Source organism: Streptobacillus ratti, from assembly GCF_001891165.1.
Taxonomy (GTDB): domain Bacteria; phylum Fusobacteriota; class Fusobacteriia; order Fusobacteriales; family Leptotrichiaceae; genus Streptobacillus; species Streptobacillus ratti.
Genome location: NZ_LKKW01000001.1, coordinates 1 through 25,043, shown reverse-complemented (window position 1 = coordinate 25,043; position 25,043 = coordinate 1). Strand labels below are relative to the sequence as shown.

Here is a 25,043-nt window from a genome sequence, read left to right as displayed (position 1 = left end):
GTATATACTAGCATATTATCATTGAAATGTAAAGACAGAAATAAAAAGTATCATTAATGCAAAATTTGCAATAATGATACTCTATTTTAATATCCATCATATATAATATTTTCTAATTCAATTGGTTCTGTTCCAGAGATAAATAAAGCTTCTCTTGCATTGACTCCGTCACTATCAAGTAAACCAGATCTTAAATCTATAATTTTTTTCACTAATTTTTCTGATACAATTCCATCTCTAATAAATTCAAATCTTCCTATATCAAAGTTTCCTAAATTTACAACTGCCTGCATATAGTTTTTCCATATCGGTAGTGCGGCACTAGCTCCACTCATACCACGACCCATAGATTTATTATCATCATTTCCAACATATACTACAGTTACTAAAGTAGGTGTATATCCAGTAAACCATGCTGAAATGTAATCACTTGTAGTTCCTGTTTTACCTGCTACTGGTACAGCATTACCTTTTGCATATAATTGGGCTCCTTTACTTCCTCCATTTTTAACAACTGATTCCATCATATGTGTTATTAATGAAGCATATTCAGGTTCTAAAACTTTTTCCTTAGTTGTATCTGCCTCATATATTACATCTCCAAATCTATTTTCAATTTTATAAATAAATTGAGGTTCAACTTTATGTCCACCATTTGCTATTATTGAATAAGCTTTTGCCATATCTATAGGTGAAAGAGTTATAGATCCTAAAGATGTAGTTAAATCTTGAGGTATATCTTTTTTTGAAAATCCAAAACTTTCCCAAAGTTCATTAAATTTCTTAATTCCTACTAAATCTAAAGCCTTAACTGCAACAACATTATCAGATATTTCTAATGCCTTAAGCATTGTTAAATTATTTCTAAATTTCCAGTCATAATTCTTAGGTGTCCATTTACCAAATGTACTTGGTGAATCTTCAAGTGTAGTTGCCATAGTATAGTTATCTAAAAAAGTAGCTAAGTATATAAAAGGTTTAAACGATGAACCTGGTTGTCTTTTCGCATTTAATGCTCTATTAAAATCACCTTTTTGATACTTCTTACCTCCAACCATTGCTTTAACAAATCCATTTGATGGATCAATAGAAATTAATGCAGCCTCTAAGTTTTTTCTATTTCTTAAATTATTATTACTTGCAAATGCTTTATATGCTGCCTTTTGCATATTAATATCAACTGTTGCATAAATTTTGTATCCATTAAACAATAATTTTTCATCTTCCTCAGTATCAATTTGAAGAATTTTTTTAACTTCATTAATTACTGTAGTTGTAAATTCTGGTGAAATATTAGATTTAGATATTCTTTCATCATCTGATAAATGTTTAGTATCTAAATTAACAAAAGTTATATTTTCCTGTTTTGCATTTTCATATTCTTCTCTAGTTATAGCTCCATTTTTATACATTAAATTTAATACTATTTTTTGTCTTTCTAAAGCATTTTCCAATTTTGAATATTTAGCAGGTGATTTTGGTATTGAAGCTAATATTGCTGCTTCTCCAATAGTTAGCTCTGAAGGTAATTTATCAAAATAATTTTTAGCAGCATTTTTAATACCATAAGACCCTCTACCAAAGTTTATAGTATTCAAATATAGTTCTAATATTTCATCTTTTGTATATTTTCTTTCCATTCTAGTAGCTAAAACTGCTTCTACTATTTTTCTTTTTAATGATCTATCAGGTGTTAAAAATATTGTTTTAATCAATTGTTGTGTTATAGTTGAACCACCCTCACGACCAGTTTTTGTAACATTTAATATTAATGCTTTAGTAAGTCTAATATAGTCAAGTCCATTATGTTCTCTAAACCTCTTATCTTCAACAGAAATAAAAGCATCTTGAACCATTTTTGGAATCTCACTTATACTTATTGGATCTCTTCTTTCAATAGTTATCAAATCAAGTTGGTTACCATTAATGTCATATATAGTTGATGGTATTAATGGTTTATAATTATCTATTAATTCAGGTGGATAGCTTTTATTAACTTCATAAACTATATAAGATAAACCAAAAAATCCTATAATAAATAAACTTGCTATAAGCATCGCAAAATATCTAATTAATTTTTTCATCTTTAATCTCCTCTTTTTTTACTTTAAGCTGTCCACATGCAGCTTGTATATCTTCACCTTTAGTTTCTCTAAGAGTAACATTTATTTTATGTGATAGTAAATAATTATAAAATTCTTTTTGTTTTTGTACACTAGGTGTTTTATATGGTTTCCCAGCTACCTTATTATAAGGTATCAAATTTACTAAATGATTAAACGATTTCATAAACTTAACTAATGCAATCGCATCTTCCTTTTCACAATTAAAATCATCAATCAATATATATTCAAATGTAATTCTATTTTTTGTCTTATTTTGATAATTTAACAATGAATCTTTTAGTTTATCTAATGGATTAATCTTATTAATAGGCATTAATTCACTTCTTCTTTTTTCATTAACGCTATGTAATGAAATAGCAAGTCCTACTTGTTTTTGATCTTCCACAAATTTATCTATTTCCTTAATTAATCCTGAAGTTGACACAGTAAAATTTCTTTTAGAAAATTCTTGTCCTTCCTTTGAATTAAGTATATTTATAGATTTATTAACTGCATCATAGTTTAAAAATGGTTCACCCATGCCCATATATACAACATTAGATATCTTATCATTTTTTTCTTTTAAATAATTTTGTAAATAATAAAACTGCATTAATATTTCTGAAGCTTTTAAATTTTTTTCAAATTTCATCATACCTGTTGCACAAAAATCGCACTTTAAAGGACAACCAACTTGAGATGAAACACATATACTGTATCTATTTCTATATTTTAACAAAACTGATTCAATTAACTTTTTACCTGGTAATGAAAATAGGAATTTCACTGTTTCTTTATCTTTAGACACCTGATGTGTAACATATTTTAATGTTCCTATTTCAAATTTTTCTTTTAGTAATTCTCTTGTTTCTTTAGAAATATTAGAAAATTCATCAAAGTTAAACACCAATTTTTTATGTAACCATTGATAAACTTGTAAGGCATTAAATTTTTTAAACCTAGCTCTAAAAATATTTTTTCTAATTCCATTAGAGATAAATCTAAAATATCAATTTTAATCATCTTTCTCCTATAATTTAAATAATTTTTCAAATCCTAAATTTGCAAGGTCAATAAATTTATCTAATTCATGTTTTGTAAAAGTAGTATCTTCCCCTGTACCTTGTATTTCAATAAATTCTCCTTTACTATTCATAACTATATTCATATCAACATCAGCATGTGAATCTTCATAAAAATCTAAATCAAGAAGTAATTCATTTGCAACTTTTCCTACACTTATAGCTGCAACTTTTGCTTTAATTGGATTTTCATTTAACATACCTGATGAGATTAATTTATTAATAGCAATTTCCATAGCTAGATAACCACCTGTGATTGAAGCCGTTCTTGTACCTCCATCAGCTTGAATTACATCACAATCCACTATTATTGTTCTTTCTCCTAATTTTTTCAAGTCAAGACCAGCTCTTAATGATCTTCCTATAAGTCTTTGTATTTCCATAGTTCTACCACTTAATTTACCTTGGCTTGATTCTCTTTTGTTTCTTGTATTAGTAGATCTTGGTAACATTGAGTATTCAGCAGTTACCCAACCTTGACCTAAATTTTTAAGAAAAGGTGGTACTTTTTCTTCTATAGTAACATTACAAATTACTTTAGTATTACCAAATTCTATTAAAACTGAACCCTCTGGATATTTTATATATTCTCTTGTTATTTTTATTTCTCTTAATTCATTATTTTTTCTATTATTATTTCTCATTAATGACCTCTTTTTTCTTATTATTATATCATAAATATATGTTAAATACAATGTAATTACACTGTTTAAACTATGTATTCCCCATTTTCTATATTATAATTTTCTTTTAAATATTCTAAAAATTGTTTTCCAACAAAATCTACAAAATCACGATAAATTATATCTACAATTTTTTTATCAAGCATTGTAATAGAAATTAATTTTCTAATTTTCTCTACATTATTCACATTAATTCCATTTAATGCTATCCCTTTAGTTTCTCTATTATTAACATTTTTAGACAACACAAAATATACCTTTTCGTTATTAATAGAATTAATAATATTAAGTACTTCTAATTGATTTTTAGCATATACATAAATATCATACATGTTTTCATAAGATATAATATCAAGTAAAATTTCTTTATTAAACTTTTTTATTATATCTGTATATACTTTATCATCTAATTCATCTAAATACAATTTTACATTATATATATTTTTATCATTTTCAAGTTTATTAAATTTATAATCAAGTATACCATCATCATCATTTTTAATTTCTTCAAGCAACAATGAAACATCTATATTATTTTCTACTTTAAAATCTAATATAAAATATGTATATCTATCATCATCTAAAGAAATTGGAATATAATTATATGGTTTACCATATTCTCTTAACCTTGATAAAATATTACGCCTTGAAAGATAAAAATAAGGCACACTCTTATCTAATGTAAAATTGATATAATAATAATCTTTATTTTTATTTATTATTTCAAATTCCTTTTTTAAGTTAAGTATATTTATATTTAATTTATCTCTTAAATCTCTTATTCTATCTATATCATTAGTATTATAAAGGCTATATAATGATTCAAAATTTAATAATGTTTCAAAAATTAAATATTTAAATATAAAAAACTGATAAGGATATCTTTCTATATAAACAAAAATCTTTTTTAATGTAGAAACTATACTAATATCTTCATTATTTCTTAAAAAATATATATTATTTTCAATTTCATTAATAATTTTAGTGAAATATATAAATTCTTCTTCTCTTGGAGTTTGAATCTGAAGTAATATTTTTTCTACTTGATTAATTTTTTCTAAAATTTCTCTTACATATTTTATTTCCATATTAACCTTTCAACATATCTATTATGCTTTCTAAATTTAATATCTTAGCTTTTTTTACTGACTTTAAAAGAACTTCTCCCATATATATTTTTGATTTTTCATCTTTATTAAAGAATATATCTTCAAAATAATGTTTTTTATTCACATCTACTATAGTGTATTTATTATTTGTTTTAATCAATAAACCTAATCTATCTTTTTCTTCAATTTCTATTGGTAATTTAATATATTCTATATTATTATTTTTATACATATAATAATTATATCCATTCAAATTACTTACATTTTTATTATCAAAATCAAAAGAATCCACTATGTATTCAGTATTTATAACATAAGTTTTATTCATTTCACTAAAAACAAAACCATTAATAAATAATATTTTAAATGGTATGTTAATATTAAATTTCATAACATCATCAACATGTGATATTTCAACTTTTCCATCTAATTCTTCTATAACATTATTTATCTTAATAAAATTCATTATTTTTTCTTTTTCTTCTAAATCTTCTAAGGCATTAATATAGTTTTTGTTTAATATACTTAATAATATATCCTTTTCACTGTATGTTTCATTGCTATTTAATATATTTGCTTTTATAGCATTATTATATATACTATTAATATCTACCTTATTTCCTTTTTCAACTATTTCAATAATTAAATTATATTTTTTTTGTTTCAAATTTAACTCTAGTGTATAATTTTCCTCATCATTAATATTTGAATTTTTAGTTTCAAAAAATGATAAAACTGAATTGTGTAACACATCAATTAACGCTTCTTTAATTTTATCAAACATTGTTTTATCTATTTTAATATCATTATGATTAATATTAAATTTTATATTTAACCCTAATAAAGAAATATATTCTTTAATTATTTTTTCTATTGAATACATTTCTCTTTTTATATCTATTATTCTTAAAGAGAATGTTTCACGTTTTAAATCATATTTTAAGGTAGATAATAATTTTAATTCTTTTAAGAAGTCATTTTTCTTTTTATCATCTATATATTTAGTAAATTTATTCAAATCTTTTCTTATAAAATAAATATCATCAATTTTTTCTATTATATTATTTATTTGCTCTATAGAAACATTTATATTGTTTGTTTCTTCATTACTTACTTTTGTCCTAAATTTTACTAATTTTATTTCATAAAATAAACCAAGTTGTGTATTTATATTTTTATCAAAGTTCATAACCTCATATTTAACATATGAATATAATTTAAATGGATTATAATATTCTAATTTAACATTTTCATAAAAAATATAATCTTTTTTTATAATTTTACAGTTACTATCTACGAAATTATGAATTTCATTATATCTAATATCCTTAATTTCTATATCATCTTTAAAATACACTTCTACTATAAAATTTTTATTCATCTTTTACCCCTAAATAAAATATTTAATAAAATAATAAACTATAGGTAGTACAAATAATGCACTATCAAATCTATCTAAAAACCCTCCATGTCCCATCAATATTGTACCACTATCCTTAACTCCAAATTCTCTTTTAAATTTAGACTCAAATAAATCCCCTAATACTGAGAAAATTGCTATCAATATTGATAAAATGAATAATTTAATAATATTTTGAGAAATAAGTACTTTATCAATTTTTTCAACATAAGTTAATATTTTAAAATATGATAATATATTTACTAAAAAATTATATATATATTCAAAGTATAAAGTTACAATAAATACACCTAAAATACCTCCAAAAAATCCCTCTATAGATTTTTTAGGACTTATTTTTTCAGATAATCTTTTCTTAAATATTTTACCACCAATTAACATACCAACTATATATGCAAATGTATCAGCAGCCCATATACTAAAAAAAGAATATAGTAATATTATTCTACCATTATATAATCCCTCTCTAATTGATACCATATATGAACTAAATAAAGGAACATAAATAATACCAAATAGTGTCAACATTAATTCATTAGTAGAATTTTTAATTCTTGATGATAATATTTGCATAATTGCTATAAGTAACATAGCAAAAATAATATATCCTCCAACATCAAAAGTAATACTTTCTTTATTTAATATTTTAGCATATCTAAAAAAGAAACTAATATCTTCTCTATAATATATAAAAATAGGTAAAAACATTCCTATTAATATCCCTGTTTTATAATATACAATATTACCTTTATTTTTAAGTATTACATAAAATTCATGTAAAGCTACTGCTATTACAACAACATTAAATACTAAAAATGATATTTCTCCTGAAAGTAAAATATATATCAACAAAGGTAATGCCAATATTATTACAAATAATCTACTTAACATTTTATCCCTCCAAATCTTCTTTCTCTATTTATAAATGAAAATATTGATTTATGTAATTCTTCTTGAGTGAAATCAGGCCAAAGTAATTCACTAACATATATTTCAGAGTAAGCCATTTGCCAAAGTAAAAAATTACTTATTCTAAAATCATTACCTGTTCTAATAATTAAATCAACATCAGGTATAAAACTGTTATACATATTATTTGAAATATTATTTTCATTTATTTCTAAATTTTGCTCAATAACTTTCTTAACAGCATCTACAATTTCTAATCTTCCTCCATAATTAAATGCTATATTCAATACTAATCTATCATTATCTTTTGTTAAATTTTCTATATAATTAATTTGAGTTATAAGTGATGAAGATAAATTAGATTTACTTCCACTAATACAAACTCTAATTCTTTCTTTCATAAATTTTTCTTCATTAATCTTAAGGTATTTTGTAAATAATTTCATAATAGCTGTTACTTCAAGTTTTGGTCTTTTCCAATTTTCTGTAGAAAAAGCATAAACTGTTAAATATTTTATTTCTAAATTAATAATATGTTCTATTACTTCTTCTAATTTATTAGCTCCAGCTTTATGTCCCTCTGTTCTAACTAAATTTCTTTTTTTTGCCCATCTACCATTTCCGTCCATTATTATTCCAATATGTTTAGGAAACTTATTTATATAGTCTTTCAATATATTCACTTCTTTCACCATCATTTTCATATACATATATCGGTTTTTCTAATACAAAACCACTTTTAGCCCCTTTAACTATTTCTACCATACAGATTAATGCTTTATCATCATCAACTTTAGTATATATAGGTTTAACTCTTTTAATTTCAAGACAAGTATCTTTTAATAACCCTATTATTTCTGCAAGTCTTTCTGTTCTAAAAATTAAATAAAGACTCGCATTACTTTTCAACAAATAAATTGAAATATTTAATATATCTTTTATACTTAAAGTATTTTCAACTCTTGCATTTCTTAAATTTAGGTTTTCTTTCAATTGATTTTCATCTTTATGAGTAAAATACGGTGGATTAGATACTATGATATCATATGTTTGTTCAGATAAAAATTTTCTATAATTTAAAATGTTTTCATTTATAAAAAAAACATTATCTATATCATTATTTTTTAAATTTTCTACTGATATATTATATGCTTCTTTATTAATCTCAACACCTATAATTTCAGCCAATGTCTTTTTTCTAAGTAACATAGAAATTATCCCAAATCCTGAACCTATTTCAAGAATTTTTTTAGATTTTCTATTTATATTTACGTAATCAGCAATCAGCATGGAATCAAGTGTAAAAGATTGTAAACCTTTTATTTGCTCAATTTTCATACCTGCAACATCAACTATATATTTTTCCATAATTTCACTCCTTACATAGACAAAAAACTATACCTAAGTATAGTTTACTTTTTACCTGTACTTCCAAAACCACCTTGATTTCTTATAGTATCATTTAATGTTTCAGTTACTACAAAATCTGCTTTAATATATGGAGCAATAACAAGTTGTGCTATTCTTTCAAATTTTTCTATTACATAATCTTCTTTACTATGATTATGTAATGCAACCATTATTTCTCCCCTATAATCACTATCTATTACTCCTACTTTATTTGAGGGTGCAATACCTTTTTTAAATGCAAGTCCACTACGGGCATATACTAATCCTACTAATCCTTCAGGTATTTCAAGTGAAATACCAGTTTTAACCATAACTGTTTCTCCACTTTTAATTATTAAATTTTCATCTATACATGCGTATAAATCTGCTCCAGCTGAAAATTCAGTCCCATATGTTGGAATAATCGCATTATCATTTAACTTCTTTATTTTTACTTCCATTTCCATTCTCCTTTTTAGCTGTAATCTTTTTAATATCCTTATATAAAGTCCAATATCCAGTTAAAATTCCAAGTAATATAAGAAGGATAATCACTAATTCATTCCTTTTAAAAGATATAATATTTTCAGCTAAAAAATATATACCTAAAAGTAAAATAACAGGAGATAAAATAGTATATGCAAATCCAGTAGCAAAAGATAAATATTTACGTAATTTTGAATTTCTTTCTACCTTATGGTTGTCAATAAATTCTTCTCTAATCTCATCTCCATCTTCATCTATTCCCTTATTAATATTTGATTCCTCAATAGTAGAATTAAACTTAGTTTTAGATAATAACTCACTAAATTCAAATTCTTTCATATCTTCTATATTTTTCATAATACTCCTACTTCTTACATATTAAAAATAGTCTTGATTCTCCGTATTCAGAATTTCTAGCACTGTCGTATAATTTAAAACCCTCTACTTTTAAAGTATCTAATACTAAATCTGTATCATATATTATCTTATTATGTGTTTCTGAATATTTTGTATATAAATTCCCGTCCTCTTTTACAAATATAGTCATTTCTACTAAATGTTTAAATTTTTTGACTTTTTCATGCCTCATTATACATAAATATTCATCAGTTTCATCAATAAATAAGTCATTTTCAAACATTTCATCAAATATTCCCTCTTCAACTATATCGAATATAAAAATACCATTATCTTTTAAACTAGTTTTTACATTCTTTAAAAAAGACTTAAATGAATTTAAATCATTAAAATAATTTACAGTATCAAAATTACACATAATTAAATCATAATTATTTCCAAAATTTTCTTTAGTGATATCTCCAACTAAAAAATTTATATCTAAATCTCCGTATTTAGATTGTGCAATTTCTATCATATCATTTGAAATATCAACTGCAACAACACTATGTCCTTCCTTAGAAAACATTGAAGCAATAGTTCCTGTACCACAACCTAAATCTAATACTTTTAACTTATTTCCTTTTGAAAATGATTTTAAAAATTTAAACCATGATTTATAATCAACAAAATTCATAAATTCATCATATATTTGTGCAAACTTTTTATGTTTCATGCTAATTCTTCCTTAACTTTTTCTACTATTTCATTTAATATTCTTTCCATAGTTTCTTTAGTTTTAGCCTCAACCATTACTCTTATTAAATTCTCTGTTCCAGATGGTCTAACTAAAATTCTACCCTCTCCCAATATTTCTTCCTCTTTTTCATTTATGTAATTAACTAGGTTAGTATTTTTATCCCAATCTTTCTTTTTTTCTTTTAAAACTGGTACATTTATCATTGCTTGTGGCCATAATTTTATTTCTTTTCTAAGTTCACTTAATTTTTTACCAGATTCAATAAATGCCTGCATTAATTGTATACTACTTAATACACCATCACCTGTAGTATTATGATCTAACATTATTACATGTCCTGATTGTTCTCCACCTAAATTTAAACCTAACTCTCTCATTTTTTCTAAAACATATCTATCTCCAACATTTGCTCTTATCATTCTGATACCATGTTTCTCAAGATATTTTTCAACACCCATATTTGATAAAACAGTCATTACAACTTTATTAGAATTAAGCATATCTTTTTTTTGTAAATTTAAAGCAAGTATAGAAACTATTATATCTCCATCTAAAATTTCTCCCTCTTCATCTACAACTATTAATCTATCAGCATCACCATCATATGCAATCCCTACATTAGCATTGAATAATTTTACAGCTTGACATAATTTTTCTGGATTTGTAGAACCACAGTCAACATTAATATTTTTACCTGTTGGTATATTGTTTATAACTTGAACTTCTGCTCCTAAATTTTGTAAAACCTTTGCAGCAACTCTATATCCTGCACCATTTGCAGTGTCTATAACTACCTTATATCCCTTAAAACTATTTTTAACAGTAGTTTGTAAAAATTTTCTATACATTCTTAAATAATCTTCTATGAAAATAAATCTACCTAATTTTTCTCCATGTACTAAGTTTTCCATTAATTTTTCTCTATTTTCCATTAATTCTTCTATTTGTAATTCATCTTCATCATTTAATTTAAATCCAGTATTTGAAAATATTTTTATTCCATTATCTTTTATTGGATTATGAGAAGCTGAAATCATAATACCTGCATCAGCATTTAAAGTTCTAGTTAAAAAACTTACTCCTGGAGTAGGTAAAACACCAACAAAATCTACATTAACACCCATAGCAGTAAGTCCTGCTGAAAGTGCAGATCTTATCATATATCCAGATATTCTTGTATCTGTACCAAGTATTACCTTAGTTTTTTCATTTTCTTTTTTATCTTTTCTTAAATAATATCCTAAAGCTAATCCTAAATTTGTAACTAAATCAATACTTAAATCCTTATTTGCTTCTCCTCTTATTCCATCAGTTCCAAAATATTTTCTACTCATTTTCTTCCTTCCATAGACTATATTTACCAATAATAGTCCCAATAATATCAATTTTTTTATTAAATCTTATTATTTTTTTAGCTTTATTCTTGTTTAAATAAGTTAATAATAATTTATTATCAATTTTCTCTAATTTACAAAAATCAATTTCATCATCAAATTTAACTAATAAATACTTATCAAGGTGCTCTGTTAATTCAATATTTTCTCTTTTTATAACAACATAATCTCCATAATTAAATCTATTTAAATTATCTGTTTCAATCTTAATAAGATAGCTATCTAAATACTTATTTCCAAATTGCTCTAAAACAATTACCCCATCTTTATATTCTATAATATAACCATTATCAGTATATACAGCTTCAATTCTTAGACTTATTGCTTCTTTTTTTATTACTCCTGTTTTTTTAAAAATTTCATATTTTTTAATCATATCAATATCATTATCTGAAATTTTTAAAAATTTAATAATTTTATCTATTACTTTTTGAGAAGCACTTCTCTTATTTTTAATAATACCATTTATATATTGTGGTGTTATTCCCACATTTTTTGCTAAAAATAGTTGATTAATATTTTTAATTTTTAAGTATTTATAAATTATTTCTCCTGTAGTTACCATATTAAATTGTATTTTCCTTGTTTTTTTCTTCTTCTTCCATTTCAAGTATCATATTTATCTCTTCAAGTATTATATCTGCATCTAAACCATGTAATTCTATACCCTCTCCAATAGTTTCAGCAGAAGAAATTATACAACCTGAACATCCTAATCCATAACGCATTAAAATATGTGAAACTATAGGATATTTTTCAACTACTTCATCAATATTCATATCTTCATGAACTCTAATTTTCAAAATAATCACCTCATGTTTAAATTATACTATAAATTAACATTTTTTTCAATTTTTGTTTATATCTATACAATTTGATTTTAATATAAACTTATGTTATACTTTTAAAAAACATTTAAGGGTGATATATATGAAAAAAATTGCAGCTTTTTTTGATGTTGATGGTACCATATTTAGAAATTCTTTACTAATAGAACATTTTAAAATGTTAATTAGATTTGAGTTTATTGATGAGGGTAGTTTTTTCGGAGAAATAAAACACAAGTTTAAAATGTGGGAAGAAAGAAAAGGAAGTTACGATGATTATCTTGAAGAATTAGTTGATATATACATGGAATGTATAAAAAATGTCGATAAAAAAGATATTGAGTATGTAGCTCAAAGAGTTATAGAAAATAGGGCTCAGAAACTGTATGCTTATTCAAGAAATAAGATAAAAGAACATTTGGAAAAAGGACATTTAGTAATCATAATTTCTGGTTCACCATCATTTTTAGTTGATAAAATGGCTAAAAAATTAAATGCAACAGATTTTATAGCAACTGAATATTTACTTGATGAAAACAATAAATATAATGGTAAAAATATACCTATGTGGGATAGTAAAAGTAAAATAAATGCTATAAAAAATTTTGAGAAAAAATATAATATAGATTTAGAAAATTCTTATGCTTATGGAGATACAACAGGAGATTTTGGAATGTTTGAAATGGTAGGTAATCCTGTTGCAATAAATCCTGCAAAAAGATTATTCAAGAAAATATTAGATGATAAAAATATTAAAGATAAAATAAAAATCGTTGTTGAAAGAAAAGACATGGTTTATATTTTAAATTCTGATGTTGAATTTATGTAATTTGAAAGGAGTATTATGAAAAATATTAAAAAAAATTTAGGAATTATCACATCTCTTGGTGCATTATTACCATTATTAAAGTTTACAATAAAACCTATTGGATTTGATGCTAGATATTTTACAGTAGGACTTATAAATCTAGGTTTAAAAGCAACAATTCTAGCATTTATTATTGTAGCTCTATCACTTTATTCATTTTATTTATCAGATAATTTACAAAAAAAATTCTCTATTGTTTTTGTTACATTAAATATGATTTTAGTAATAGCTGTTTCTTTAATACTAAGAACTGAACTTAAAAAAATATTAAGTCAAAATTTTGCAATAAAATTACTTAATGTAAGTTATTCATACTCTTGGGGATGGATAGTATTATTTTTAGGAACTCTAGGATCTTTTATAGTAGTTTTATTTGAATTTAAAAAATTTATGTTTAACAAAGAAGAAATTTCTGAAATTAAAACTGAAAATAATGAAATAGAATTATAGTTGAAATATAAAAAGGTAAAATTAAGTATTTTGTATTAATTTTACCTTTTTTATTTATTTTTATTTTATACTTGTGTAGGTGCAACTAAATATATGCTTTCAGAATTATTTTCAACATTTATCAATACAGGTGTTCTTTCATCAAACATTTTCATTTCAACTACAGGAGCTTCAGATATTGTTAATAAATAATCAAGTATATATTTAACATTTAAGGCTATTTTTAAAGTATCTCCCTCATAAATACAATTAATTTTTTCCTTTGAAACTGCTAAATCATTACTTCCTACTACTTCTAATTGATTATCATTAAATTTGAATATAGCAATATCTTTTTTATCATTATTATCTTTAACAAATACAGAAACTCTTCTCAAAATACTTATTAAATCTTTAGTATTTAACAATGCTTTCTTATTATTTCTCACAGAATTTAATAGTGTCTTATAATCTGGATATTGCATTTCAACTAATTTTGTTAATATTTCAACATCTTTAAATTTAAATAATATTCTTGTGCCCTCAGATTTAAATGTTAATACTTCATCTTCCATAACTTTCAATATTTTACTTAAACTATTAACAGATCTTAAAGGTATACTTATACTTAAAGTTTCAATATTTGCTTTTTCTTCAAATTCTTTATTTAAAAATATTAATCTATGTGCATCAGATGAAACAAATTTTAAACCATTGTTATCTATTTCAAATCTAATACAATTAACTGCTAATCTATCTACATTTAAATAGGCTGCAAATTTAACTCTTTCTAAATCATTAAATAATTCTTCTCTTTTAAATGAAAATTCTAAACCATTTGTAATATATGGTTCGTTTCTTTTCTCATATTCATAAATAGAGAACTCTGAACTACTTTTACCAGAAATTATAGATATTTTACCATTAACTTCTTTTATCTCAATTATTTCTTGATCTAATTGTTTTAAAAATTCTTCCATTAATTTATGCTTTATTATAAACTCACCTTTTTCTATAATTTCACAAGGCATTTCAGCTTTAATGTATAATCCCTCTCCCATTGCTTTTAAAAGTAATTTATCCTCAAGTGTTTCTATAAAAATACCTGAATTTATTCCATTAGCTTTATCATCAACAATTGCATTTTCAACAATTTGTATTTTCTTTAGAAATTCTTTTCTATTAAGTCTAATATTTAACATAAACTACTCTCCTTCTTAATACATGTATTTATATTCTTCTAAATTTTTCTTTAATTTTGTTATTGCTTTTTTCTCTATTTGTCTTACTCTTTCTCTAGTTATACTTAACTTTTCCCCTATTTCTTTTAATGTATGTATTTTATTATTAGATAAACCATATCTCAACTCTAATATTTCTCTTTCTCTTGGATTTAAAGTCTTTTCAAATAAACTATACATTTCAGCTAATTGATCATTTCTAATAATATCATCTTCTACATTATCACTTTGTCCTATAACATCTTCTAAAAAAATATTATCTCCTATAGCATCATTTAATGATATTATTTCTTGAAATTCATTTTGTAATAATACTACTTTAGAAGGTTTCATACCTAAAACTTCAGCAATATATTCAGCAGATGGAATATCTCCAAACTCATTTTGGTAACTCTCAATAACCTTATTTACTTTAGATAATTGCTCATATTTATATGAAGGTATTCTAATATCTCTACCTAAATTAACTATAGATTTTTTTATTGTTTGTTTAATCCACCATACTGCATAAGTACTAAATCTTAATCCCTTAGTATAGTCAAATTTATCTATTGATTTTATTAATCCTAAATTCCCCTCGCTAATTAAATCAATTAAAGGTAAGCCATTACCTAAAAGTTTTTTTGCCTCAGATACAACTAATCTTAAATTTGATAAGATTAATAAATGTTTAGCTTGTTCATCATTTTCTTCTCTAACTCTTTTAAATAATTCAACTTCTTCTTCTGATGTCAATAATTCATGATTTTGTAAATCTGAAATATATAAAGAAATAAGGTTAATATTATTATCAGAACCAGTTATTTTATCGTTTTTCATCTCCACCTCATTAAAATTCCGATCTTAATTCTCTTTCCATAAATGTTTGTGTAAGTGTACTTATATCCTTATTTTCATATAATAATTCATATAAGGCTGTAAAAATCGGAGTTCTTATTTCATTTTTTTTAATAATTTGATAAAGAGCTTTAATTGTTGTTGCTCCCTCAGATACCATTTTCATTTCACTAACTATATCTTCTAATTTTCTACCTTTACCTATTTGCTCTCCTAAATATCTATTCCTGCTATGTTTACTTGTACAAGTAACTATCATATCTCCTAAACCTGTAAGTCCCATAAAAGTTAAAGGATCTGCTCCAAGTGTAGAACCAATTAATATTATCTCATTCATTCCACGTGTTAATAAAGCAGCTTTAGTATTATCTCCATAACCTAAACCATCACAAATACCTGCACATATAGCTAAACAATTTTTAATTGCTCCCCCTAATTCTGCTCCTATAACATCAACACCAGTATAAACTCTAAGTGAACTATTATTAAAAGTTTGTTGTACTATTTTAGCTGATTCAATATTTTTAGATACAGAAAGTATTACTGATGGCATATTATTAACAACTTCTTCTGCATGAGTTGGACCTGCAAGTAATACATATTCATATTCTTTATCTTTAAGTACTTCTTCACAAATATTAGAAATTGTAAGTCCTGTTGAAACCTCAATACCTTTTGCAACATTTACTAAAATGTATTTCTTTTTCATACTTTCTTTTAATTTATTTAATGTATTTCTTAAGAATTGTGTTGGTGTTGCAAGTAAGATAATATCTATATTTTCATTTTCCAAAACTAATCCATAATCATCTACTATTTCAATACTTTCACTTAATTTAAAGCCTTTCAGAAAATTTTCATTTTCTCTTTTTTCTTTCATCTGTTTTCTATAGTCCTCATTATATTCCCATAAAAAACATTTATGTCCTTTTTTATCTAATAAATATGTTAAAGCTGTACCCCAGCTTCCTCCACCAATTGTTAATATATTCATTTGAATCCTCACTTTTTATTCGCTTTATCAAAGAATTTTGCTTCATTTTTATTTATTAAATTTATAATATTAGACTTATGTCTTATTATAACTATAGTACCGATAAATATTCCAAAAATAGTATATATGAGATTATTATACAACATATATGTTAAAATTGGAAGAAAAAAAGCACAAGTTATAGAAGATAAAGAAACATATTGTGTAATAAAAACTATCACAAAAAATATTATTAATAAAAATAAAATAACTTTGGGTACTAAAATAAGGAAAACTCCTAATGATGTAGCAACTGCTTTCCCACCTTTAAATCCAAGATATATACTATAACTATGCCCTAAAATAGCAGCCATACCTATTAATACTAAATAAATATCATCTAAATTTAATTTTTTAGCAATTAATACAAAAATTGAACCTTTTAAAATATCTAATAATAATGTAAATATTCCTAATTTCCATCCTAAAACTCTTGCTGCATTAGTTGCACCAACATTACCACTTCCATATTCCCTAACATCAATATTTTTAAATATTTTACCTATCCACAACGCATTAGGTATTGAACCTAATAAATAGGACAAAACAATTAAAATTATTACCTTAAACATATTACTCCTTTTCTTTTTTTATTTTATTAAATTTTCTTTCATTAAATATTCTCTAGCTACTTCTATTGCTGTTTTTCCTAATACATCCACTTTATAATTCATATCTATCATCTCTTTAGAGCTAATTCTATTTGATAATTTTTCAAGAATAATTTTTAATTCAGGATAAACTCTTAATGTTTCTTCTCTTAAAAGTGGTGCAACTTGATAAGGTGGAAATAATTGTTTATCATCTTCTAATATTTTTAAATCATATGTTAAAATTTTACTATCTGTAGAATAAATTTCAATAACATCAACATCTCCACTATTTATAGCACTATAACGTAAAGATGGTTCCATTGTCCTTACTTTTAAATTTAATCCATAAAGACTTTTTAATCCCATATTCCCATCTTTTCTATCATTAAATTCTAAAGTAAATCCAGCCATTATATTTTTTTCTATTTTCTTTAAATCTGAAATTTTATTTAAATTATGAATTTTACCATAATCTGTTTTTACTGCTATAGCATAAGTATTTTGAAATTTACTTGGATTTAAATAAATTAAATTATCTTGTTCAAATATTTTATCTCTAGCTACTTCATATACTTCTTGTGAATCATTTGATATATTTTCTACTTGATTTTTTAAAAGTGTTGTTACAATTGTTCCTGTATATTCTGGATATATATCAATACTTCTTGATTTTAATGCTTCATATAGAAAGTTAGTTTTTCCAAAATTAGGTTTTATTTCTACCTTTATGTCAGTCTCTTCTTCTATAAGTAACTTATACATGTTTATAATAATCTCAGGTTCTGCTCCAAGTTTTCCAGCAATAACTAATGTTTTTTCTGAACTACTTGATAAAGGAGTAAAACTTAAAGCTACTGAAACAATTGAAAGAATTAATGCAATTAATATAGTTTTAGGTTTCTTATTTTGTAAAAATTTAATTAATCCTCCAAAAATTATAGCAAGAATTGCTGAAGAAATAGCACCAATAAAAATTAATTCTGTATTGTTACGATCAATTCCTAATAATATGAATGACCCAAGCCCTCCAGCACCAACTAGGGCTGCAAGAGTTGCTGTACCAATAATCATAATACTTGCAGTTCTTACACCTGACATTAATATACCCATTGATAAAGCCAATTGATATTTTTTTAATTTCTCCCATCTGTTCATTCCAAAAGCAGTAGCAGCTTCTTCTAATGATGTATCTATTTCAGATAATCCTGTAATTGTACTTTGCAATATTGGAAATATTGCATATATTACAAGAGTAACAACTGCTGGAAATGTACCTATTCCTATAATTGGTATAAAAAGTCCTAGTAAAGCTAATGATGGAATAGTTTGAAATATTCCTGTAACTTGTAATAACCATTCTTTTGTTTTCTTATAATTTACAACTAAAATCCCTAATGGAACTGCAATAATAATTGCAATAAGTAATGATAATAAAGAAATTTGTAAATGTTCAAATAAAGCTACTAACCATTCTGATTTTTTATCAAAAAATACATTAATAATACTCATTATTCACACTCCTTTACATAGAAAAATTCTTTTACAAAGTCATTTATAGGATTTTTTCTCATTTCTGTAGGAGTATCACATTGAATAACTTCTCCATTTTTCATTATACAAATTCTATCAGCTAATTTTAAAGCCTCACTCATATCATGTGTTACAAAAACTGTTGTCATATTATATTCATCATGTAACATTTTAATTAAATCTTGTAATTGTGTTTTACTTATAGGGTCTAATGCTGAAAAAGGTTCATCCATAAGTAAAATTTTAGGATTAGAAATAATAGCTCTTAAAATTCCAATTCTTTGTTTTTCTCCCCCTGATAATTCCTTTGGTAATCTTTTCATATATTTTTCTGGATCAAGTCCTACTTTTTCTAATAAATCTACTGTTTTCTTTTTTATTAATAATTTATCCATTTTTTTCATTTCTGGAATTAATGCTATATTTTCTTCTACTGTTAAATTAGGAAAAAGAGCTATTTGTTGTAATACATACCCTATTTCTAAACGAAGTTCTCTAAGATTATAGTCTTTTAAATTCTTATTTTGAAAGAAAATATTTCCATCTGTTTGTTTAATAAGTCTGTTAATTAATTTTAACATTGTAGTTTTACCACTTCCACTTGGTCCAATGATAACAAAAAATTCTCCTTTTTGAATTTCTAAATTAATATCATTCAAAATTTTTCCAGCTATTGGACATATTAGAGAAACCTTTTTATATTCAATCACAAATTCTCCTTTCATAATATTATTTAATCACAAGATTATTATTAAATAATGTGTAATTTAATTTTATTCTTCTAACTTTATATCTATACATTTAATACTATGTGTTATTATATCACAATTTCACAATTTTTATTCGTGCAAGTAAATCTTTATATTGATTTTTAAACATCTACTATCTCAGCAATATCACAGTCTATTTAAAAACCGAATGCAACACAATATGCCCTATAGCGGTCAACAAGTTCTGTATAATTTATTTTCTTATCTATTTATCAACTCTTGTCATAAGTACCACACATTCAATATGATGTGTTTGTGAGAACATATCAAAGCCTTTTATAAAATCTAGTTTATATCCATATTCTTTTAAAATATATATATCACGAGCAAGTGTTGTTGGATTACATGAAATATATATCAATTTATTTATATTATTTTCACTAACTTTTTCTAAAACTGATTTTTCTATTCCTTTTCTTGAAGGGTCAAATACTATGTAATCTATTTTATTTTTTTCTAAAACATTAGGTATAGTTTCTTCTACTTTTCCTACTATAAATTCAACATTTTTTATATTATTTTCATTGCTAGTTTTTATACCAGCCTTAACTGATTCTGGTACTATTTCAAGTCCTATAACCTTATTTGCCTTTTGTGCCATTATCATAGCAATAGTACCAGTTCCTGAAAAAGCATCAATAATATTTTTATTGTTATAATCTCCTAAAAAATTTAATGCTTCTAAATATAGTTTTTCAGTTTGTTTTTTATTAATTTGAAAAAAAGAATTAGGGTATATCTTAAAATTAATTCCAAATAGATTTTCAACAATATATGAATTTCCTACTATTTTAATAAATTCTTCACCAAAAATCACATTATCAACTTTATTTTTTATTGAAATATATATAGACTTAATTTCATTATTTTTATTGTATAATTCAATCAAAGTATCTTTTAAACGATTAATAGAAGATTTACCATTTACAACTAATATTAGCATTACTTCACCAATATCATTATTTCTAATTACACAAGTTTTTAAAAATCCAGTATTAGTTATATCATTAAATACCTTATATTCTTTCTTAGTTCCTTTATATTCATTTAATTTAAATAATAATTTTTCTAATATTTTTGTTGCAATATTAGATCTTAAATTTACTTCATCGCTAACAAATATTTCATGTGATTTCTTTTTAAAAAATCCTGTCTTTATTTCTCCATTTATTTTAATAAATGGTTCAGCAACTTTATTTCTATAATTAAATATATTTTCTGATTTTTCAACAAAAATATCTTCTTTTATGTCCTCTTTAGCTATCCTTTGCATTACATCTTTTAAAATCATTGATTTATATTTTATTTGTGCATCATAATTCATCATTGCAAAATCACAGCCTGAGTAATCTTCAAAAGTAATTTTATCAAAAGATATTCTATCTACAGATGGTTTTACAATTTCATATATAAGACCTCTTGCATATGTTTTTTTGATAGATATTATTTTTATTTTTAATTCATCTCCAGGAACAGACATAGGTACAAAAATTATTAAATCATTGTATTTTGCTATACCCTCTCCACCAAATACTAATTTTTCTATTTTAACATCTATTATATCATTAATTTTCATTCAAAAACTCCAAAGCATTTTTTAATTGAACTATCATACCAATTTTTATTGCATTCTCATCTACTTTAAATTTAGGATGATGTAGGTCATATATAGCTCCTATTTTTTCATTTCTTATCCCTAGTCTATAAAATGAACCCTCTATTTCATTTAAAAAATATCCTACATCTTCTGCATCCATTCTTGATTTTTCAATTATCACACAATTTTCATCCCCTAAAATATTTCTTACATTTTTTTCTAAAAAACTAGTTTTTTCATCATTATTTATAACAGGTATATAGCTATCTTTAAAATCAATATCTATTTTTGCTCCCATACTTTCAACAAATTTAGGTAGATTAGTTTTTATTTCATTTACTATCCATTTTTTTAAATCAAGTGTCAATGTTCTAATAGTTCCAGTTAATATTGCTTTATCTGCAACAATATTTTGAGCAGTTCCAGCATTAAATGTTCCAACAGTTATTACTGCACAATCTCTTGCATCTACTCTTCTACTAACTATAGACTGTAAATATTCTACAACTTTTGAACCTACAACTACAGTGTCTATTCCTAAGTATGCAAGAGCAGCATGTGATGCAAATCCATTTATAGTTATTGTAAAAGTTGATGATGTAGCATGTAATTTCCCATATTTTACGCCAATTTTTCCAACTTCTATTTCTGGTGCGACATGAAATGCAAAAAGAGCATCTGCTTTAAAATCTGAATTAACTCCATCTTCAAGCATTCTTTTTGCTCCTCCTACTGTTTCTTCAGCAGGTTGAAAGAAAAATTTAACATTTCCTTGCCATTTATCTAAATTTTCAGATAAAATTTTAGCTACACCTAATTGTACACTTGTATGTACATCATGACCACAAGCATGCATTACACCCTTATTTTTTGAATGAAATTCAAAATCACTATCTTCTAATATTGGTAAAGCATCCATATCTGCTCTAAATGCAACTGTTTTTCCTTTACCATTTCTTATATACGCATATATTCCAGTATCTGCAACTCTCTTATACTCTATACCTTGTTTTTTTAAAAATTCTTCTATATATTTTGATGTATTGTATTCATATTCACTTAGTTCTGGATTTTCATGTAAATGTCTTCTATGAATAACTATTTCATTATAGATATCATCAACTGCTTTTTTTATGAAATCATTCATTATTTTTCACTCCATTTTCTTTATATTTTAACACAAATGAAAAACTTTATCAACTAAATAGGCATAAATACTTGATTTTAAGATAGTTATAAGATATAATAAAAAGAAAGGAGAATAATAATAAATATGTATGTACAATCAATTGACAGAGCTATGAACTTACTTGAAATATTATCTCAAGGAACAAATTTTTCATTATCTGAACTATGCAAAAAAAGCAAACTAAATAAAACCACAACTTTTCGTATATTACATTCACTAAAAGAAAATGGATATGTTAAACAAAATAAAAAAGGTCAATATTCTTTAACATTTAAAATGTTTAGAGTTGGAAATAGAATTATTCAAAATATTGATTTTACTCAACCAGCAAAAAGCTATATTACTAAACTTGCTGTTGAAACAAACCAAACAATACATTTAGTTATTAGAGATGGCAGTCAAATATTGTATATAGATAAATTTTCGCCTGAAAATACTTCAAACAATATGGAATGGTCTAAGATTGGTAGACGGGCTCCTATGCACTGTACATCAGCAGGTAAAGCCATACTTGCATACTGTAGTGAAGAAGATATAAATAATATTTGGAATCAAACTGAAAAAATAAAATATACTGCTAGAACGATAGTTAATCTTGATGTATTAATGGATAATCTTAAACTAGTAAAGAAAAATGGATATTCAGTAGAATATGAAGAATATGAACTTGGATTATATTGTATAGGTTGTCCTATATTTAATTCTAAGACTGAAGTATGTGGATCTTTAAGTATTTCTATCCCTCTTTCAGAAAAAGAAAAATCTAAAGTTTTTTTTGTTGAAAAAATTAAAGAATGTTCTAAAAAAATATCAAAAAAATTAGGTTATGAAATACCTTAAAAGTAGCATTTATTAAATGCTACTTTTTTAATACAACATTTGCAATAGCTAATGTTTCAGTATGACTTAAAGAAACATCGCCATCAATTAATTCTCCATTTACATATAAAAATGGTTTGCCTGATTCAGAATTAATTATTTCAATATTATTTAAACTTATATCTGTTATTCCTGTTCCTATAGCTTTTAAATATGCTTCTTTTACTGCAAATCTTGCACTGTATGATTCATATTTATTTATTTTCTTTTCACAATACTCTATCTCTTTTTCACTAAATACTGTTTTTAAAAAATGTTCACTTTTAATTATTGCTTTTTCTATTCTTTTTACTTCAACTATATCTACACCTATTTTAAACATATATTATACACCCTCAATGCGTTTTCAGTAGTTTTCTTTTTTACTTCCTCTAAATCAATTTCTTTTAATTCTGAGATTTTTTCTGCAACATAAGAAACATAAATGGGATTATTTAACTTTCCTCTAAAAGGTACAGGGGTTAAATATGGAGAATCTGTTTCAAGTACTATTTTATCTAAACTTATTTTCTTTATTAATTCATGTGTTATCTTATTATTCTTAAATGTAGAAGTTCCCTCTACACCTACATAAAATCTATCTAATAGATGTTCTATCATTTCATAGCTACCAGAATAACAATGAAATATACCTCTTAATTTAGGATAATCATTTATTATACTAATAGTATCTTCTAATGAATCTCTTGTATGAACTACTATTGGCATATCCAATTTTATTGCATTTTCTATTTGTAATCTAAAATATTTTTCTTGTTCTTCTTTTGAATCATTCATCCAATAATAATCTAAACCTATTTCTCCTATTGCAACAACTTTTGGATGATTAATTGCTAAATTTAACATTTCTTCAAAATCTTTTTCATTAAATTTAGATATATCACAGGGATGATACCCTACAGTAGCATACATAAAATCATATTCATCAGCATATTTAACAGATTCAAGTGTACTTTCCATATCACATGATATATTTACAGCTATATCTAATTTTTCTTTCATATCATCTATTATTTCTTTTCTATTATTTATATATAGTTCACTATATAAATGTAAATGAGTATCAATTAAATTTTTCATAAAAACCTACTTTCTTTTTTATTTATAATATCACATTTTTCCTAAATTCCAAAAGTAAATGTCCAAAAACAACTTAAACAAGATTTAAAAGACATTCATAAACTTCATAAGATGTTGAAGAATTGAAAATTTTTCTAGGATAATTATTCATAAAATTTTCAATAAATTTAACATCTTTTTTTCTTAATTTATTCATAGACCTACCCTTAGGAATAAATCTCCTAATCATCTTATTATTATTTTCATTACTACCCCTCTCATTAGAACAATAAGGGTGAGCAAAATACCACTTAATACCTAAATCAGTAATATACTTAACATTAGAAAACTCAGAACCATTATCAGAAGTAATAGAATGAATTAAATATTTATTACTTTTAATAATCTTTTCAACCTCTTTAATAACATTATCATTAGTCTTAGCATCTAATAAACGAACAATATTAATTCTTGATAATCTCTCAGTAAGAGTCATTATCACCTTAGATTTACCCTCT

At 24.1% G+C, this 25,043-nt stretch carries 28 protein-coding genes; 3 read left to right on the top strand and 25 right to left on the bottom strand.

What is annotated here, in order from left to right:
- Window positions 1–86: 86 nt before the first annotated feature.
- From BT993_RS00140 to BT993_RS00075, 14 genes are all read right to left on the bottom strand, one after another.
- A complete protein-coding gene (locus tag BT993_RS00140) occupies window positions 87–2,084 on the bottom strand; it encodes a transglycosylase domain-containing protein (protein ID WP_072592652.1) in 1,998 nt (665 codons plus the stop codon).
- Window positions 2,068–3,012 carry a dual-specificity RNA methyltransferase RlmN gene (gene rlmN / locus BT993_RS00135; RefSeq protein WP_341860432.1) on the bottom strand — a complete coding sequence of 315 codons (945 nt, stop codon included), beginning with the start codon at window positions 3,010–3,012 and terminating at the stop codon, window positions 2,068–2,070. The genes BT993_RS00140 and rlmN overlap by 17 nt, the downstream gene beginning before the upstream one ends.
- A 123-nt stretch (window positions 3,013–3,135) precedes the next feature.
- A complete protein-coding gene (gene rph, locus BT993_RS00130; protein ID WP_072592651.1) occupies window positions 3,136–3,831 on the bottom strand; it encodes a ribonuclease PH in 696 nt (231 codons plus the stop codon).
- A 65-nt stretch (window positions 3,832–3,896) separates the two neighbouring features.
- On the bottom strand, window positions 3,897–4,958 hold the full coding sequence (locus BT993_RS00125; RefSeq protein ID WP_072592650.1) for a hypothetical protein: 1,062 nt from the start codon (window positions 4,956–4,958) through the stop codon (window positions 3,897–3,899).
- A gap of 1 nt (window position 4,959) precedes the next feature.
- Complete coding sequence (locus tag BT993_RS00120; RefSeq protein ID WP_072592649.1) at window positions 4,960–6,360, bottom strand: ATP-binding protein; 1,401 nt, start codon at window positions 6,358–6,360, stop codon at window positions 4,960–4,962.
- A gap of 9 nt (window positions 6,361–6,369) precedes the next feature.
- A complete protein-coding gene (locus BT993_RS00115) occupies window positions 6,370–7,290 on the bottom strand; it encodes a phosphatidate cytidylyltransferase (protein WP_072592648.1) in 921 nt (306 codons plus the stop codon).
- Window positions 7,284–8,018, bottom strand: coding sequence for a polyprenyl diphosphate synthase (uppS, locus tag BT993_RS00110; RefSeq protein ID WP_083557332.1), 735 nt, complete (start codon window positions 8,016–8,018; stop codon window positions 7,284–7,286). Before uppS ends, BT993_RS00115 begins: the two co-directional genes overlap by 7 nt.
- Window positions 7,963–8,676, bottom strand: a complete 714-nt coding sequence (locus tag BT993_RS00105) for a tRNA1(Val) (adenine(37)-N6)-methyltransferase (RefSeq protein ID WP_083557331.1) — start codon at window positions 8,674–8,676, stop codon at window positions 7,963–7,965. Before BT993_RS00105 ends, uppS begins: the two co-directional genes overlap by 56 nt.
- Window positions 8,677–8,720: 44 nt before the next feature.
- Window positions 8,721–9,158, bottom strand: coding sequence for a dUTP diphosphatase (gene dut / locus BT993_RS00100; protein WP_083557330.1), 438 nt, complete (start codon window positions 9,156–9,158; stop codon window positions 8,721–8,723).
- Window positions 9,130–9,540 carry a hypothetical protein gene (locus BT993_RS00095; RefSeq protein ID WP_072592646.1) on the bottom strand — a complete coding sequence of 137 codons (411 nt, stop codon included), beginning with the start codon at window positions 9,538–9,540 and terminating at the stop codon, window positions 9,130–9,132. Before BT993_RS00095 ends, dut begins: the two co-directional genes overlap by 29 nt.
- A gap of 7 nt (window positions 9,541–9,547) precedes the next feature.
- Window positions 9,548–10,255 carry a class I SAM-dependent DNA methyltransferase gene (locus BT993_RS00090; RefSeq protein ID WP_072592645.1) on the bottom strand — a complete coding sequence of 236 codons (708 nt, stop codon included), beginning with the start codon at window positions 10,253–10,255 and terminating at the stop codon, window positions 9,548–9,550.
- Entirely contained in the window at window positions 10,252–11,613 is a 1,362-nt protein-coding gene (glmM, locus tag BT993_RS00085) for a phosphoglucosamine mutase (protein WP_072592644.1), read from the bottom strand. The genes BT993_RS00090 and glmM overlap by 4 nt, the downstream gene beginning before the upstream one ends.
- Window positions 11,606–12,238, bottom strand: coding sequence for a helix-turn-helix domain-containing protein (locus BT993_RS00080; RefSeq protein ID WP_072592643.1), 633 nt, complete (start codon window positions 12,236–12,238; stop codon window positions 11,606–11,608). The genes glmM and BT993_RS00080 overlap by 8 nt, the downstream gene beginning before the upstream one ends.
- Before the next feature lies 1 nt (window position 12,239).
- Window positions 12,240–12,485: a DUF1858 domain-containing protein gene (locus BT993_RS00075; RefSeq protein WP_244147522.1), complete on the bottom strand. Its 246-nt coding sequence runs from the start codon at window positions 12,483–12,485 to the stop codon at window positions 12,240–12,242.
- Window positions 12,486–12,603: 118 nt separating this feature from the next.
- On the opposite strand from BT993_RS00075, the gene BT993_RS00070 reads away from it, so the two are divergent.
- Entirely contained in the window at window positions 12,604–13,329 is a 726-nt protein-coding gene (locus BT993_RS00070; protein ID WP_072592642.1) for an HAD family hydrolase, read from the top strand.
- 15 nt (window positions 13,330–13,344) lie between these two features.
- Window positions 13,345–13,818: a hypothetical protein gene (locus BT993_RS00065; protein ID WP_072592641.1), complete on the top strand. Its 474-nt coding sequence runs from the start codon at window positions 13,345–13,347 to the stop codon at window positions 13,816–13,818.
- Between the two features lie 65 nt (window positions 13,819–13,883).
- Here the strand turns inward: BT993_RS00065 and dnaN are convergent, their stop codons facing one another.
- The 8 genes from dnaN to BT993_RS00025 form a co-directional block, all read right to left on the bottom strand.
- A complete protein-coding gene (gene dnaN, locus BT993_RS00060) occupies window positions 13,884–14,999 on the bottom strand; it encodes a DNA polymerase III subunit beta (protein WP_072592640.1) in 1,116 nt (371 codons plus the stop codon).
- Window positions 15,000–15,014: 15 nt separating this feature from the next.
- Entirely contained in the window at window positions 15,015–15,857 is an 843-nt protein-coding gene (locus tag BT993_RS00055; protein ID WP_072592639.1) for a sigma-70 family RNA polymerase sigma factor, read from the bottom strand.
- Window positions 15,858–15,867: 10 nt separating this feature from the next.
- A complete protein-coding gene (locus BT993_RS00050) occupies window positions 15,868–16,869 on the bottom strand; it encodes an NAD(P)H-dependent glycerol-3-phosphate dehydrogenase (RefSeq protein ID WP_072592638.1) in 1,002 nt (333 codons plus the stop codon).
- 8 nt (window positions 16,870–16,877) lie between these two features.
- On the bottom strand, window positions 16,878–17,480 hold the full coding sequence (plsY, locus tag BT993_RS00045) for a glycerol-3-phosphate 1-O-acyltransferase PlsY (protein WP_072592637.1): 603 nt from the start codon (window positions 17,478–17,480) through the stop codon (window positions 16,878–16,880).
- 18 nt (window positions 17,481–17,498) lie between these two features.
- Window positions 17,499–19,010 (bottom strand): ABC transporter permease/substrate-binding protein, encoded by a 1,512-nt coding sequence (locus BT993_RS00040; RefSeq protein ID WP_072592636.1) that lies wholly within the window; start codon window positions 19,008–19,010, stop codon window positions 17,499–17,501.
- Complete coding sequence (locus tag BT993_RS00035; protein ID WP_072592635.1) at window positions 19,010–19,741, bottom strand: ATP-binding cassette domain-containing protein; 732 nt, start codon at window positions 19,739–19,741, stop codon at window positions 19,010–19,012. The genes BT993_RS00040 and BT993_RS00035 overlap by 1 nt, the downstream gene beginning before the upstream one ends.
- A 265-nt stretch (window positions 19,742–20,006) precedes the next feature.
- Window positions 20,007–21,377 (bottom strand): 23S rRNA (uracil(1939)-C(5))-methyltransferase RlmD, encoded by a 1,371-nt coding sequence (gene rlmD / locus BT993_RS00030; RefSeq protein WP_072592634.1) that lies wholly within the window; start codon window positions 21,375–21,377, stop codon window positions 20,007–20,009.
- A complete protein-coding gene (locus tag BT993_RS00025) occupies window positions 21,367–22,545 on the bottom strand; it encodes a M20 metallopeptidase family protein (protein ID WP_072592633.1) in 1,179 nt (392 codons plus the stop codon). The genes rlmD and BT993_RS00025 overlap by 11 nt, the downstream gene beginning before the upstream one ends.
- A gap of 126 nt (window positions 22,546–22,671) precedes the next feature.
- Here BT993_RS00025 and BT993_RS00020 point away from each other — a divergent pair, with 126 nt between their 5' ends.
- Window positions 22,672–23,427 carry an IclR family transcriptional regulator gene (locus BT993_RS00020; RefSeq protein ID WP_072592632.1) on the top strand — a complete coding sequence of 252 codons (756 nt, stop codon included), beginning with the start codon at window positions 22,672–22,674 and terminating at the stop codon, window positions 23,425–23,427.
- 19 nt (window positions 23,428–23,446) lie between these two features.
- On the opposite strand, the gene acpS is transcribed toward BT993_RS00020, so the two are convergent.
- From acpS to BT993_RS00005, 3 genes are all read right to left on the bottom strand, one after another.
- Window positions 23,447–23,788, bottom strand: coding sequence for a holo-ACP synthase (acpS, locus tag BT993_RS00015; protein ID WP_072592631.1), 342 nt, complete (start codon window positions 23,786–23,788; stop codon window positions 23,447–23,449).
- A complete protein-coding gene (locus tag BT993_RS00010; protein ID WP_072592630.1) occupies window positions 23,776–24,546 on the bottom strand; it encodes a TatD family hydrolase in 771 nt (256 codons plus the stop codon). Before BT993_RS00010 ends, acpS begins: the two co-directional genes overlap by 13 nt.
- Window positions 24,547–24,619: 73 nt before the next feature.
- On the bottom strand, window positions 24,620–25,043 hold a 424-nt coding region (locus BT993_RS00005; RefSeq protein WP_143604208.1), incomplete at its 5' end, for an IS30 family transposase.

Bases quoted from the DNA above. Each gene is read 5' to 3' on its own strand.
- BT993_RS00025 (WP_072592633.1), bottom strand. From the start codon at position 22,545: ATGAATGATTTCATAAAAAAAGCAGTTGATGATATCTATAATGAAATA.
- BT993_RS00080 (WP_072592643.1), bottom strand. From the start codon at position 12,238: ATGGTAACTACAGGAGAAATAATTTATAAATACTTAAAAATTAAAAAT.
- BT993_RS00120 (WP_072592649.1), bottom strand. From the start codon at position 6,360: ATGAATAAAAATTTTATAGTAGAAGTGTATTTTAAAGATGATATAGAA.
- dut (WP_083557330.1), bottom strand. From the start codon at position 9,158: ATGGAAGTAAAAATAAAGAAGTTAAATGATAATGCGATTATTCCAACA.
- glmM (WP_072592644.1), bottom strand. From the start codon at position 11,613: ATGAGTAGAAAATATTTTGGAACTGATGGAATAAGAGGAGAAGCAAAT.
- plsY (WP_072592637.1), bottom strand. From the start codon at position 17,480: ATGTTTAAGGTAATAATTTTAATTGTTTTGTCCTATTTATTAGGTTCA.
- BT993_RS00050 (WP_072592638.1), bottom strand. From the start codon at position 16,869: ATGAATATATTAACAATTGGTGGAGGAAGCTGGGGTACAGCTTTAACA.
- uppS (WP_083557332.1), bottom strand. From the start codon at position 8,018: ATGTATATGAAAATGATGGTGAAAGAAGTGAATATATTGAAAGACTAT.
- BT993_RS00055 (WP_072592639.1), bottom strand. From the start codon at position 15,857: ATGAAAAACGATAAAATAACTGGTTCTGATAATAATATTAACCTTATT.
- BT993_RS00010 (WP_072592630.1), bottom strand. From the start codon at position 24,546: ATGAAAAATTTAATTGATACTCATTTACATTTATATAGTGAACTATAT.
- BT993_RS00115 (WP_072592648.1), bottom strand. From the start codon at position 7,290: ATGTTAAGTAGATTATTTGTAATAATATTGGCATTACCTTTGTTGATA.
- dnaN (WP_072592640.1), bottom strand. From the start codon at position 14,999: ATGTTAAATATTAGACTTAATAGAAAAGAATTTCTAAAGAAAATACAA.
- BT993_RS00105 (WP_083557331.1), bottom strand. From the start codon at position 8,676: ATGGAAAAATATATAGTTGATGTTGCAGGTATGAAAATTGAGCAAATA.
- BT993_RS00090 (WP_072592645.1), bottom strand. From the start codon at position 10,255: ATGAAACATAAAAAGTTTGCACAAATATATGATGAATTTATGAATTTT.
- acpS (WP_072592631.1), bottom strand. From the start codon at position 23,788: ATGTTTAAAATAGGTGTAGATATAGTTGAAGTAAAAAGAATAGAAAAA.
- BT993_RS00020 (WP_072592632.1), top strand. From the start codon at position 22,672: ATGTATGTACAATCAATTGACAGAGCTATGAACTTACTTGAAATATTA.
- BT993_RS00040 (WP_072592636.1), bottom strand. From the start codon at position 19,010: ATGAGTATTATTAATGTATTTTTTGATAAAAAATCAGAATGGTTAGTA.
- BT993_RS00070 (WP_072592642.1), top strand. From the start codon at position 12,604: ATGAAAAAAATTGCAGCTTTTTTTGATGTTGATGGTACCATATTTAGA.
- BT993_RS00125 (WP_072592650.1), bottom strand. From the start codon at position 4,958: ATGGAAATAAAATATGTAAGAGAAATTTTAGAAAAAATTAATCAAGTA.
- BT993_RS00065 (WP_072592641.1), top strand. From the start codon at position 13,345: ATGAAAAATATTAAAAAAAATTTAGGAATTATCACATCTCTTGGTGCA.
- BT993_RS00140 (WP_072592652.1), bottom strand. From the start codon at position 2,084: ATGAAAAAATTAATTAGATATTTTGCGATGCTTATAGCAAGTTTATTT.
- rph (WP_072592651.1), bottom strand. From the start codon at position 3,831: ATGAGAAATAATAATAGAAAAAATAATGAATTAAGAGAAATAAAAATA.
- rlmD (WP_072592634.1), bottom strand. From the start codon at position 21,377: ATGAAAATTAATGATATAATAGATGTTAAAATAGAAAAATTAGTATTT.
- BT993_RS00095 (WP_072592646.1), bottom strand. From the start codon at position 9,540: ATGAAAAATATAGAAGATATGAAAGAATTTGAATTTAGTGAGTTATTA.